10 protein-coding genes are annotated in these 12,040 nt (G+C 71.4%); 4 read left to right on the top strand and 6 right to left on the bottom strand.

What is annotated here, in order from left to right; translation table 11 throughout:
- Positions 1 to 106 precede the first annotated feature (106 nt).
- Complete coding sequence (locus tag C1M51_RS09960) at positions 107 to 913, top strand: hypothetical protein (RefSeq protein WP_129449449.1); 807 nt, start codon at positions 107 to 109, stop codon at positions 911 to 913.
- Between the two features lie 69 nt (positions 914 to 982).
- Here C1M51_RS09960 and C1M51_RS09955 read toward each other — a convergent pair whose 3' ends face one another.
- The 4 genes from C1M51_RS09955 to C1M51_RS09940 are packed head-to-tail and all read right to left on the bottom strand — an operon-like array spanning position 983 to position 5,892.
- The gene (locus tag C1M51_RS09955; protein ID WP_129449447.1) at positions 983 to 2,299 is read right to left on the bottom strand and encodes a biosynthetic peptidoglycan transglycosylase; all 1,317 of its coding nucleotides are present in this window, start codon (positions 2,297 to 2,299) and stop codon (positions 983 to 985) included.
- A complete protein-coding gene (locus C1M51_RS09950; RefSeq protein WP_129449445.1) occupies positions 2,296 to 2,904 on the bottom strand; it encodes a hypothetical protein in 609 nt (202 codons plus the stop codon). Before C1M51_RS09950 ends, C1M51_RS09955 begins: the two co-directional genes overlap by 4 nt.
- A complete protein-coding gene (xrtQ, locus tag C1M51_RS09945) occupies positions 2,888 to 3,745 on the bottom strand; it encodes an exosortase Q (protein ID WP_129449443.1) in 858 nt (285 codons plus the stop codon). Before xrtQ ends, C1M51_RS09950 begins: the two co-directional genes overlap by 17 nt.
- 14 nt (positions 3,746 to 3,759) lie before the next feature.
- Positions 3,760 to 5,892, bottom strand: coding sequence for a VIT and VWA domain-containing protein (locus C1M51_RS09940; protein WP_242499644.1), 2,133 nt, complete (start codon positions 5,890 to 5,892; stop codon positions 3,760 to 3,762).
- Between the two features lie 403 nt (positions 5,893 to 6,295).
- Here C1M51_RS09940 and C1M51_RS09935 point away from each other — a divergent pair, with 403 nt between their 5' ends.
- Positions 6,296 to 7,048 (top strand): YfbU family protein, encoded by a 753-nt coding sequence (locus C1M51_RS09935; RefSeq protein WP_242499643.1) that lies wholly within the window; start codon positions 6,296 to 6,298, stop codon positions 7,046 to 7,048.
- 47 nt (positions 7,049 to 7,095) lie between these two features.
- Positions 7,096 to 8,343, top strand: a complete 1,248-nt coding sequence (locus tag C1M51_RS09930) for a hypothetical protein (protein WP_129449441.1) — start codon at positions 7,096 to 7,098, stop codon at positions 8,341 to 8,343.
- Between the two features lie 122 nt (positions 8,344 to 8,465).
- Here the strand turns inward: C1M51_RS09930 and creC are convergent, their stop codons facing one another.
- Entirely contained in the window at positions 8,466 to 9,944 is a 1,479-nt protein-coding gene (gene creC, locus C1M51_RS09925) for a two-component system sensor histidine kinase CreC (RefSeq protein ID WP_129449439.1), read from the bottom strand.
- A 151-nt stretch (positions 9,945 to 10,095) separates the two neighbouring features.
- The gene (creB, locus tag C1M51_RS09920; RefSeq protein ID WP_129449438.1) at positions 10,096 to 10,860 is read right to left on the bottom strand and encodes a two-component system response regulator CreB; all 765 of its coding nucleotides are present in this window, start codon (positions 10,858 to 10,860) and stop codon (positions 10,096 to 10,098) included.
- Between the two features lie 36 nt (positions 10,861 to 10,896).
- Between creB and hemE the strand changes: the two genes are divergently transcribed.
- Positions 10,897 to 12,015: a uroporphyrinogen decarboxylase gene (gene hemE / locus C1M51_RS09915; RefSeq protein ID WP_129449436.1), complete on the top strand. Its 1,119-nt coding sequence runs from the start codon at positions 10,897 to 10,899 to the stop codon at positions 12,013 to 12,015.
- Positions 12,016 to 12,040 lie beyond the last annotated feature (25 nt).

Below are 12,040 nucleotides of genomic sequence, written 5' to 3'. Positions count from 1 at the left end.
CCTTTCTGTGCGAACTCGGGGCGGCGCGCGGCAGTCTTCGGCACCGGTGCTGCGCAGATGCCGTCGGCTGCGCCGGGTTCAAGCGGCGCTTAGCATCGTAACCACTGTGGACCCCTCTTTCGCACTCGATCCGACCACCGCGCTGCAGGCCGCCACCCGTGCGCAGGCGCCGGCGCCCCCGCCACCCCGCCTGCTGGTGGCCGGCGCCGGCGGCCCGCTCGGGCGCGAGATGCTGCGGGAGGCGCTCGCCCACGGCCGCTACGCCCGCGTGGGCGTGCTGACGCGCGCGCCGCTGCAGGCCGGGCTGCGCCGGCTGCACGCCGTGCCTTGCGGAGACGACGACACCGCCGCGCTGCCAGCGCACGACATCGCCGTGGTGGTGTTCGACCGCGGCCGCGACCACTACGGCCGCGACGAGGCCTACCACTTGCCCGAGCCCCAGGCCCTGCCCGCGCTGGCGGCGCGCCTGCGCGCCAGCGGCGTGCACACGCTGGTGGTCGTGTGCCCCATCGCCCCGGCGCTGCTGCCGCAGGCGCTGCAACACGGCCTGGCCAACCTCGACGAGCAGGCGGTCGCCGCGCTCGGCTTCGAGCGCCTGCTGTTCGTGCGGCCGACGCAGGACGCCGTGGCCCTCACCCCGAACAGCTGGCCGCAGCGGCTGGCGCGCTGGATGCTCTCGCAGCTGCGCTACATGATCCCGCAGCAGGAGCGACCGCTGCGCGCCGGGGCGGTGGCGGCCTTCGTGTTCGAGGGGCTGCGGCAATGGCGCGACGCCGCACCGGGCACGCGCGTCGCCGCGGCACCGCTGCTGTGGGCCGCGGCGCAGGCCGGGCAGCTGCAGCCCGTGGTGCACGCCTGGCTGCACAGCGACGCATCACCCCCGCTCCCGCAAGGCGGGAGAGGGCCGGGGTGAGGGTGGGATCGAGGCGCACGACGGCCCCTCACCCCAGCCTTCTCCCCGCCCGCGGGGAGAGGGAGTGGCTCACCGCCGCGCCGGCGGCTGCCACCCGCTGCGCAGCACCTCCATCTGCTCCGCCCGCCGCTCGGCCGGCAGCGGCCCGCGCAGGCTGGTCAGCACCCAGCCCACGCGCTCGGTGTCCACGCCCGCCAGGGCGCCCGGCGCCGGCGCGGCGCGCAGCAGGCTCGCCAGCCAGGCGGCTTCCAGCGGCGTGAGCCGCGCCGTGCCCTTGCGCAGGTAATGGCGCGCCGCGGCCTCGGCGCCGCACACGCCCTCGCCCCAGGGCGCGATCGCCAGGTAGAGCTGCAGGATGCGGCCCTTGCCGAGCGTGCGCTCCATCTCCACCGCGTAGAGCAGCTCGCGCAGCTTGCGCACCGCCGAGCGCTCGTCGCCGGTGTAGACCAGCTTGGCGAGCTGCTGCGTCAGCGTGCTCGCACCCTGCGGTCGCACGCCGCCCGCTGCCAGAGTCGGCGGCTTCTGGTTGGCAGACCACGCGGCCAGCAGCTGCGGCAGGTCGTAGCCGGCGTGCTCGGCGAAGCGCTGGTCCTCGGCCGCCACCACCGCGCGCGGCAGCCAGCCGATGACGCGCGTGCCGGCGTCACCGGCCGTCTGCCGCGACGCACAGGCCATGGCCGGCTCGGCGTCGAGCAGGGCCTCGGTGCCCAGACCGCTGACCTCGAAGCCGTCGATGCGCGGCTGCACCACCAGGCGCCGTTCGGGCAGCCGCAGGTTCAGCTTCGCGGCGACGCGGCCGTCGATGTGCGCGCGTCGCAGTTCGGGAATCGCATCGGCGCCGAAGGCCGCGTAGACATCGGCCGTCGCGGTGTCGGCCAGCTCGGCGTCGATCACCAGGCTGGTGCTCGTGAGCTGGGCGCGGCCCTTCAGCACCACCGCCTGCTCGCCCTCGCCGAGCGTCAGCGTGCCGCGGTAGCGCTCCTGCGCCACGCGCTGCAGCTGCAGCTCGGCCTGCGGCAGCAGCAGCGGCTGCGGGCCCAGCGCGTCGAACGGCAGGCGGCACGGCGCGCAGCGGCCGGCCAGGCGGTCGGGGGCCACGCGCTGCCAGGTCCAGCGGCCGAGCGGCGTGTCGGTGCTGCGGCCGTCGAGCAGCGCCAGCCCGAGCGGATGCGTCGCCACGCGCAGCAGCGCCGGCACGCTGATCGGGCGCTCGAACTGCCAGCCGCGCGGGCCGATGCGCAGCGTGTGCGACCACTCGCCGGGCTGCGGCGCGAGCGCGTGGCAGGCCACGGCGAAGAGTGCCGCCGTCAGCGCGAGCAGGGTGGCGAGGAGGGTGAGGGCGATGAGGCTGCAGCGGCGAGCATCCGACCCAACGAGGTTCTTCATCGCATCTCTCCACCATCAACCACCGCCACCGTCGTCACCGCCTGCCACGGCCCGGTGGAGCGGCCCAGCGCCGCGGCCCAGAACCACGCCGAGGTGTCGGTGTAGGCCTGGCCTTCTGCATCCGCGATGCGCTCGCACACGCGCAGCCGCTGCGTGCCGCGCTCGGCCTCGAAGCAGCGCCACAGCCGCTGCTGCGCGTCGCGCTCCAGGCGCGCGGCGGCGATGCTGTAGCCGAGGCCGCGGTAGCAGTCGGCCGCCGGGTGCAGCATGCGCGTGGGCCGCTGCACGTCGCGCAGCACCAGCAGCCGCTCGCCGTCGCTGAAGCGGCCGATCGCGCCGGGGAAGGCATTGGCGAAGCGCTGCTCCACCGGGCTCAGCGCCAGCGGGCGCAGCGTGCGGCCGTCGAACTGGCGCGGCCATTCCACGGCGCGCAGCGCGCCCTCGGCCGGCGCCGCATCGCGCATCAGCGGCGCCAGCGCGCAGGCCACGAGCAGCGCCGCAGCACCCAGCCGCACCAGACCGCCGAGCGGCGCGGCGCGGCGCCGCACCGCCGCGCCCCAGCGCGCCAGCGGCTCGTGGTGCCGGCACTCAATGACGGTCTGCATGGCGCAGCTCCTTCTCCTGTTCACGCACAGTCCACACCAGCACGGCGGCGCAGACCGCGGCCGTGACCCCCAGGCCGATCGCCTGGTGCGCGGCCTCGCCCAGGCCTTGGGGCCGCGCCTCCAGCGCGACCAGCAGCGTGTTGCGCAGCACGTTGCCGCACAGCACCAGCAGGCCGACCACCGGCAGCCGGCGCAGCAGCACCGCATCGCGCAGCCCGGTCCACGCCGCCGCGGCGCAGGCGCAGAAGTAGCCCAGCCACACCAGCTGCACGCCCGAACACGGCGCGTCGACGATCACCAGCTGGCCCTGCACCGTCATCGCCGCGCCGCTGCGCGCGGCCTCCAGGCCGGCGAGCTGCAGCGCCCAGGTGCTGAGCTGCGCCGTCAGCAGCCGCAGCGGGTAGCCGGCATAGAACTGCAGCGACGCCACCAGCGGCAGCGCCAGCAGCGCCAGGCCGGCGAACGGCAGCCACGGTGCGTCGTCCGGGCGCCAGGCCGCGAAGGCCAGGCTCAGTGCCGCGACCGCCAGCACCGCGGCCGCCAGCGGCGGCAGCGCCCACAGCGCGAGCGTGGCCGCTGCCGTCATGCCGGCGCTGGCGGCGAACCAGCCCGGCCGCGGCGCCGTGCGCAGCCGCGGCGCCAGGCGAACGAGCACGAGGCCCAGCATCGCCAGCGCGGCGAGGCCGAGCGGATCGTCCGAGCCGTCGAGCAGCCGGCCGGCCGCCCAGCGGCCGTGCGGCCACAGCGCGACGGCCTGCAGTGCCAGCCAGGCCCCGGCGGGCAGCGCGGCCAGGCCGGGCGCGCCGGTGAGGCGCAGTCGATAGGGAACTTGGGCTTGCATGCTGCGGCCCCCGCTCAGCGCACCAGGCGCCGCGGCTTGCGCCACAGGCGCTTGGCGCTCGATCCGCCGCGATGCCAGGCCGCCGCGCCCAGCAGCACCAGCACCACGCCCAGCGCGATCCAGGCCGAAGGCTCGGGCGTGCTGGGCACCTCGGCGCCGATGGCGAGGTTGCTCACGCCTTGCGGCAGGGGCGAAGGCTGGTCCACCGGCGTGCTGCCGCCGGACGGGTTGCGCACCACGCGGTCCACCGCGATGAAGCTGGTGTACTGCGTGAGCAGGCTGTAGCGCAGGCCCAGCGCGGTGATGGCCTCGCGCTGCGTGTCGCCGCCCTGCAGCGCCTCCTGGTCCGACAGCGACTGGATGCGGTGGCGCGCCCACAGGTGGCGCAGCGCGACCGACTGCGCGTCGGGCGTGCCGACCGGCAGCATCGCCTGCCACGCGCCATGGGATGCCTGGCCTTCGACGACGAGCTGGCCGCGCGGCTCGCCGCGCCACTTGCCGAACACCAGCACCGGGCGGCCGCCCAGCACGTCGGGCAGGCGCTCGGGTTCCACGTCGTAGGTGTCCAGGCCCTCGAAGCGCGCCTTCACCTGCGTGAGCACCGGCGCGTCGATCATGCGGCGCAGGCGCTCGGCCTGCGCGGCGGCCTGCTCCGGCCGGGTGACGATGAAGGGCTCGCCCTGGCCGGCGCGTGCGATGCCTTCGATGAGATGGCGGTTGACCGAGCTGCCGATGCCGAACGCGAACACGTTGGTCTGGCCGAGGTTCCTGCGGATGAGCTGGAACACCTCGCTCTCCACCGTGACGTAGCCGTCGGTCACCACGATCACGCTGCGCGAGACATCCGGCGCCTTGGGCAGCGCGGCCACGCGCTTCAAGGCCGGCACGATCTCGGTGCTGCCGCTGCCGCCCATCTGCTTGATGGTGCGCAGCGCCTGCTCGATGTTGGCCTGCGTGGCCGGCACCGAGGTCTCGTTGAGCATGCGGTTGCTGCCCGAGAACAGCAGCACGTTGAAGGTGTCGCTGGGGCGCAGCCCGCCGATCAGGTGGCGCAGCAGCGTCTTGGCGGTGTCGAGCGGGTAGCCGTGCATGGAGCCCGAGATGTCGACCACGAAGACGTAGTCGCGCGGGTTGATCTGCGTGGTGGCGATGGCCTGGGGCGGCTCCACCATCGCGAGGAAGAAGTTCTCCTCGCCGGGCGCGCCGGGGAACAGCGTGAGGCCCGAGGCGAGGGCCTCGCCGGCCAGGCGGTAGTCGAGGATGAAATCGCGGTTGCCGTTGTGGCGGCTGGCCGCCGCGTCACCGCCCAGCGCGACGCGCGCGCTGCGGGTGCCTTCGCCTTCCACCTCGATCTCGTGCGAGCTGGAGCGCAGGCCGCTCACCGGCAGCGGCGAGGCGAAAGCCACGCGCAGATCGAAGCGCGTTTCCGACGCCTCGCCGGCCCGCAGGTAGGGCACGGCGGGGAAGCTGCCGGACGGCGCTGCGGTGCCGTTTGCTTCTTCCGTGGCAGCGGCCTTGTTGGCGGGGGAGCGGTAACGCGGGCCTACGACGGTGGGGAACACGAACTGGTAGTGGCCCTCGGTGGGCGGCAGCAGCTCGGTGTAGCGCAGCTCCACCGCTACCTCGTCGCCGGGCAGGATGTTGGCCACGTTCATCGAGAACACGTTGGGCCGCTCCTGCTCCAGCAGCGCGGCGGTCTTGCCTTCGCGCTTGGCGGCGTCGAACTCGATGCGGGCGCGCTGCTTCTCGCGGATGTTGGCGACGATCACGCGCTGGCCGATGCGCACCGTCATCGCGTGCACCGCGGCCTGCGTGGAGCCGGGGAAGACATAGCGCGCCTCGATGGGCCGCTGGCCCTCGTTGCGGTAACGCTGCGTCACCGTGACGTCGGCAATCGGCCCGGCGATGCGCGCGTCGACCTCGGTGGCCTTCAGCGGCAGGCGATCAACGCTGGGGTCGTCGCTCTTGACGAAGAAGTACGGGCTCTCGGCGCGCCGCGCGTCGGCGTCATCGGCCTGCGCCGGCAGCGCGACGAGCAGCAGGCTCGCCAGGCAGGCGAGCGCCAGGACCACGGCCCACAGCCGGCCCGGGCGCGACAGGGGGCGCAGCGGGACGCGCGGACGCAGGACGGAGGGGAAGGACAACATGGCGGGCTCCTGAGGCGACGTGCCGCGAGGTGGGCACGGGGAGGAGCTTCCGCGGGGGGTGAGAAAAGACGAGGAAGTTGGGGAGTGGGTAAGTGAAGACGGCGTGAAGTTGATGTGAAGGCGGAAGAGTCGCTACTGCCACGCTGACTTGCACTCAATCAATGCGGGAAGGGCTGTAATCGGCCATGAGCTGCCGCTCGACGAGGACCGCTTCTTGGAAACCCAGGGCGTGGTGTTGAGCGGACTCCTGACTCTATAACCGTCGACCCGCAGGCAGCGCGCACAGAACTTCTTTGGCACCACAGCAGCGTGCCCCCCAAGTTGGGGCCTCGTTCCTTCTGGCAGAACTCTATCGGACCGGTGCGCCGCAGGAGGTGCCCCGCCCTAGTCAATTGACAGAAGCATGAGTGCCGGCTATTGTATCGGCTCTGCCGTACAAATGTACGGCTTACCCGGAAGAATTGACGATATGGCTCCGAAGATGGAACGATTCGAGATGCGCATCGATGAGGACTTGCTTGCCCGAATCGATGCTTGGTCAGGCGAGCAAGACGATAGGCCCGTGCGTGCTGAGGCAGTGCGGCGGCTGATCGATCTCGGCCTCTCGGCAGGCTCGCAACGCGCCGTGCGCTTCAGTGACGGCGAGAAAATGCTCATCCTGATGATGGGCGACCTCTACAAGCACCTGAAGCTCAAAGACGGCGAAAGCGACCCGGGCTTCCTCGCCAAGGTGATCTATGGCGGCCACTACTGGGCTCCCAAGTGGGACATGCAGGGTGTCTTCCATGACCATGTCGATGATCCGGAGGAGGTCAGGCACGTGGTCGATGTGCTCGACATGTGGATGTTCATGGAAGAGGCCTATGCCTCCTTCTCGGCAGCAGACAAGAAGAAGCTCGTGGCGGAAGTCGGCCCGTGGGCCGATCACGTGAAGTTCCCGGGCTTTGATGGCAACAACGAAGGCGACCAGCTCGGCATTGCGCGCTTCCTGATCGAGGACATGGGACGCTTTCAGAAGTTCAAAGGGCGTGACCTGAATTCACACCATCCGACCGAGGAACGCTATCGCCGCATGGTCAGGCAATTCACGCCGATGCGCGAGACGCTGATCGGCCACGGCCTGAGCGCCCGCCAGATGGTCGAACTGCTCAAGTAGCCAAGAAGAACCAGCAGGCGGCGCACTACCTGTGAAGGGAGAGCGATATGTTTGGAAGAGGCATCGACAAGAGCAGAGGCCTGCTGTTCTGCACGCACGATCTGAGCCAGTCCCTGCGCAACACAGCGGATGAGCTGCGCCGTGAGGTCGAGAGCCTCGACGCGAACCGGCTCTTGAACACAGCACCGGAAGACCTCAAGAACTACCTGTCAGGGAAGTACAGGATCGAGCCGATCCGCCTGCTACGTGACCAGTGGTATGCCGACACCCGCGAAACGCAAGTCGATGTCCGCTACGACCGGTCCCGCTGGATTGACGACACGAGCCGCCCGGTAATGGTGCCGGGCGAGCGGGTCGAAGTGCACGTGCCGTTCAAGGGTGAGGCCGAGCTGTTCTATGCGCAGCCGAACACTTGGACGACGAGCCCGCCGCGTGCCGTCATCGAAACGCAGGAGCTCGTGCTGCGCTACGACTCACCCGCCGACGCGCCGCGCGAGGTGCGTCCCCTGGTCGATCGGGCACTGACCGAGATCGAGCAGTACCTGGGCTGGCAGCGGGGCATGATCGATGCACACAACAGCGATCTGCCTGCCATCGCTGCTCAAGCGATCGAACAGCGCCGCACGCGGTTGCTGGCTCAGTCGCAGCGCGCGGCAAGTTTGGGCATCCCGGTCAGGAGGCGAGACGACGCGCCGCAGACTTACGCGATCCCGACCGCGCGCAAGAAGGCAGCCCCTGCACTGCCGCCTGCGAGCACTACACCCTTCACGCCCGAGCCCGCCTGGGCGATGGAGCAGTACGAGCTGGCACTCAAGATCATGCAGGACATGACGCTTGTCATGGAGCGCAGCCCTGATGCTTTCAAGACGATGGACGAGGAAGCGCTGCGTCAGCATTTCCTGGTGCAGCTCAACGGCCAGTTCGAGGGCAAGGCCACGGGCGAGACCTTCAACATGGCGGGCAAGACCGACATCCTGCTGCGCGAAGGCGAGCGCAACGTCTTCATCGCCGAGTGCAAGTTCTGGAAAGGCTCCAAGGCCTTTGGCGAGGCGATTGAGCAGCTTTTGGGCTACGCCACTTGGCGGGACGGCAAGACAGCGATCCTCGTCTTCAACCGAGGCACCGAGACCTCGACCGTACTGGCGAGCGTCGACGCGACAGCCAAGGCGCACACGAACTTCAAGCGCGCCGTCAACTGGCCGCATGAGAGCGGGTTTCGGTACGTGTTCCACGCCAACGGCGACACCAACCGCGAGCTGATTCTGACCGTGCTGGTGTTCCACGTGCCAAAGTGAGACGCGACGCAGGCTCTTGAGCCTATGGGGTAACGGCTATGAGTGGCGGCTTGCGGAGTCCTCTCTTGATTTAACGGACTTCCGCTTTGGGTCTACAGCAGACCATCGAGCGCAAACCCAGATCAGCTCGTCGCCACCACCGGCAACGACAACACCGCCACCGCCCCTACCCCATCCCCCGCATTGCGCAGACTCACCCTTCCCCGGTGCAGCCCCGCAATCTCCTTCACGAACGCCAGCCCCAGCCCCGTGCTCTTCTTCTGCGAGTGCGGCCGCGCCAGCGAGTAGAAGCGCTCGAACACCTTGTCGTCGGCGTAGTCGGGGATGCCGGGGCCCTGGTCGCGCACGATGATGTCGACGCTGCCGCCGCGTTGGCCGTTGAGTGCGAGTTGCAGCGTCACGCGGCCGCCGGTGGGTGAGAAGTCGATGGCGTTGTCGAGCAGGTTGCCGATGGCGCGGCGCAGCAGCAGCGCGTCGCCTTCCACCACTGCCGCATCGCCCTCATCGCCTTCGCCGCCCGGCAGCACCACCACCTCGATGCGCCGCGCCGCGGCCACCGGCTGCGCGCTGGCGGTCAGCTCGTCCAGCAGCGGGCGCAGGGCCACGGCTTCGGGGTGCTCGATCTGGCGGCGTGATTCCAGCGCGGCCAGCTCCATCATGCGGTCCACCAGCTCCTGGATGCGCAGCGTCTCGCGCTGGATGTTGCCCAGGAAGCGCTGGCGGTCGGCCTCGGGCATCGCGGGTTCGTCGTTCAGCAGTTCGGCCGCGCCGCGGATGGCCGACAGCGGGCTCTTCAGCTCGTGGGTGAGCGTCTGCACGTAGTCGGCCACGTAGTTGCGGCCGGCCAGCGCGTCGCGCATGTCGTCGTAGGCGGCGCCCATGGCGGCCCAGGTGCGGCGGCCGAGCCGGCGCAGGCTGAAGCTGCCGCGCTTCTGCGCCCGCACGCTGCGCCACACGTCGGCCACCAGCCCGAAGGGCCGCACCAGCCACATGGAGACGATCACCACCAGCAGCAGCACCGCGGCCACCGAGGTGGCGCCCACCAGCAGCGTGCGGCGGCGCGCCTTCTCCACGAACTGGCCGAAGCTCTGCACCGGCTTGCCCACCGACACCGCGCCGACGATCTCGCCGCCCACGACGATGGGCGCGGCCACGTACATCACGGAGGTGTGGGGGTCTCCGTCCACGTCGGCCGAGGTGCGGGCGCCGTACTCGCCGGCCAGCGCCAGCCGCACGTCGCGCCAGGCCGAGTGGTCCTCGCCCTCGTGGCGGGCCAGGGAGTCGAACAGCACGAGGCCCGAGCGGTCCACCACGGTGGCGCGCAGCTCCACGCGGGTCTTCTCGAAGCCGAAGATGTCGGCCCGGAACTCGCGCGCGTAGAGGGCGCGGAACACCGGGCGCAGCGCGTCGATGGCGATGCCCTCCTCGCTGGAGCGCGACTCGATCCAGCTCGCCATCAGGTGCGCGGTCTCCACCAGCGATTCCTCGGCCGACTCGCGGTAGCGCGGGTCGATGTCGCCCACCAGCCGCCACAGCAGCAGCGCCACGCCCAGCGCATAGGCGAGCAGGATGCCGATGAAGATGCGGTTGCGCTTCGTCAATGGAGCCCCCACGGCCCTGCGGGCCTGCCCCCCGCGGGGGCGCTCGCCGGCTTGGGGGCGGCCCGGCGCCGGCTCGAATGCGGCCCCCACGGCCCTGCAGGCCTGCCCCCCGCGGGGGCGCTCGCCGGCTTGGGAGCGGCCCGGCGCCGGCTCATTGCGCGGCAGGCAACGAAGCCGGCAGGTCTTCGGCCAGCGCGTAGCCGATGCCGCGGTGCGTGCGGATGGGCTCCAGCGTGGGCGCCACCGCCTTGAGCTTGGCGCGCAGGGTCTTCACGTGGGCGTCCACGGTGCGGTCGAAGCTCTCGCCGGGGTCGTCCCACACGGTCTCCAGCAGCACGTCGCGGGTGTACACGTGGCCCGGGCGCTCGGCCAGGGTCTTCAGCAGGCCGTACTCGTAGCGCGACAGCTCCAGCGGCCGGCCGTAGTAGCGGATGCGGCGGCGGCCGTCGTCCACGTCGATCGGCGAGGGGACCGCTGCCGCTGCGGGGGCCGGCGCCGGTGTCAGCGCGCCGGGCACGGTGAGGGGCGGCGCAGCCGTGCGCGCCGTGCGGCGCAGCACGGTGCGCACGCGCGCCACCAGCTCGCGCGGCGAGAAGGGCTTGGCCACGTAGTCGTCGGCGCCCAGCTCCAGGCCCACCACGCGGTCGATCTCGTCGCTGCGCGCAGTGAGGAAGACGACCGGCAACTCGGCCGCGCGCTCGCGGATGCGCTTGAAGAGCTCGAAGCCGTTGAGGTCGGGCAGGCCCACGTCCAGGATCACCAGCGCGGGCGCGGGCGCCTGCGGCGGCAGCTGCTGCAGCGCCGCCTCGCCGGTGGCGCACCACAGCGGCTCGAAGCCTTCGGCGCGCAGGGCGTAGCTCAGCGTGTCGGCGATGCCGGGTTCGTCTTCGACGATCAGGATCTGCGCGCGGGCCATGGTCGGCGCCGATGATAGGGCCGTGATAATCGTCCGATGACTGCCGCCCCCACCGCCTCCCTGCCGCCGCTCGCGAACGACCGCTTCCTGCGTGCCTGCCTGCGCCTGCCCACCGATGTGACGCCGGTGTGGCTGATGCGCCAGGCCGGCCGCTACCTGAGCGAGTACCGCGACACGCGCGCCAAGGCGGGCAGCTTCATGGGGCTGGCCACCAACCCGCAGTACGCCACCGAGGTGACGCTGCAGCCGCTGGACCGCTACCCGCTCGACGCGGCCATCCTGTTCAGCGACATCCTCACCGTGCCCGACGCCATGGGCCTGGGCCTGAGCTTCGCGCAGGGCGAGGGCCCGCGCTTCGCGCACCCGCTGCGCGACGAGGCCGACGTGGCGAAGCTGCAGGTGCCCGACATGGACAAGCTGCGCTACGTGTTCGATGCGGTGGCGTCGATCCGGCGTGCGCTGGCGCCGGGCGGCGCGCCGGGGCGGGTGCCGCTGATCGGCTTCTCGGGCAGCCCGTGGACGCTGGCCTGCTACATGGTGGAGGGCGCGGGCAGCGACGACTACCGGCTGGTGAAGACCCTGCTCTACCGCCGGCCCGACCTGATGCACCGCATCCTCGAGGTGAACGCCGACGCGGTGGCGGCCTACCTGAACGCACAGATCGAGGCCGGCGCGCAGGCCGTGATGATCTTCGACAGCTGGGGCGGCGTGCTGGCCGACGGCGCCTTCCAGCGCTTCAGCCTGGCCTACACCGAGCGCGTGCTGCGCCAGCTGAAGAAGGAGCACGGCGGCTACCGCGTGCCGCAGATCGTGTTCACCAAGGGCGGCGGGCTGTGGCTGGAGGCCATTGCCGACAGCGGCTGCGACGTGGTGGGCCTGGACTGGACCATGAACCTCGGCGCGGCGCGCGCGCGCGTCGGCGACCGCGTGGCCCTGCAGGGCAACCTGGATCCGAACGTGCTGTTCGCCGACCCGGAGCAGATCCGCGCCGAGGTGGCGCGCACGCTGGACAGCTATGGCGCGCCGTCGGCCGGCAGCGGCCACGTGTTCAACCTTGGCCACGGCATCAGCCAGCACACGCCACCCGACAGCGTGAGCGTGCTGGTGGATGCGGTGCATTCCCATTCACGGCAGCAGCGCGCCGCCGCGGGCTGACCGGGGGGTCGAGACGCCGCTGGGC

Origin of the sequence: Methylibium sp. Pch-M (genome assembly GCF_004136295.1) — a bacterium.
GTDB lineage: Bacteria > Pseudomonadota > Gammaproteobacteria > Burkholderiales > Burkholderiaceae_C > Methylibium > Methylibium petroleiphilum.
Note: the sequence above shows the minus strand (reverse complement) of the source record. Positions and strands in the feature narration are given on the sequence as shown.

Excerpts from the sequence above, each read along its gene's own strand:
- C1M51_RS09935 (WP_242499643.1), top strand. The coding sequence starts at position 6,296 with ATGAGTGCCGGCTATTGTATCGGCTCTGCCGTACAAATGTACGGCTTA.
- xrtQ (WP_129449443.1), bottom strand. The coding sequence starts at position 3,745 with ATGCAAGCCCAAGTTCCCTATCGACTGCGCCTCACCGGCGCGCCCGGC.
- C1M51_RS09955 (WP_129449447.1), bottom strand. The coding sequence starts at position 2,299 with ATGAAGAACCTCGTTGGGTCGGATGCTCGCCGCTGCAGCCTCATCGCC.
- C1M51_RS09940 (WP_242499644.1), bottom strand. The coding sequence starts at position 5,892 with ATGTTGTCCTTCCCCTCCGTCCTGCGTCCGCGCGTCCCGCTGCGCCCC.
- creB (WP_129449438.1), bottom strand. The coding sequence starts at position 10,860 with ATGGCCCGCGCGCAGATCCTGATCGTCGAAGACGAACCCGGCATCGCC.
- C1M51_RS09950 (WP_129449445.1), bottom strand. The coding sequence starts at position 2,904 with ATGCAGACCGTCATTGAGTGCCGGCACCACGAGCCGCTGGCGCGCTGG.
- hemE (WP_129449436.1), top strand. The coding sequence starts at position 10,897 with ATGACTGCCGCCCCCACCGCCTCCCTGCCGCCGCTCGCGAACGACCGC.
- C1M51_RS09930 (WP_129449441.1), top strand. The coding sequence starts at position 7,096 with ATGTTTGGAAGAGGCATCGACAAGAGCAGAGGCCTGCTGTTCTGCACG.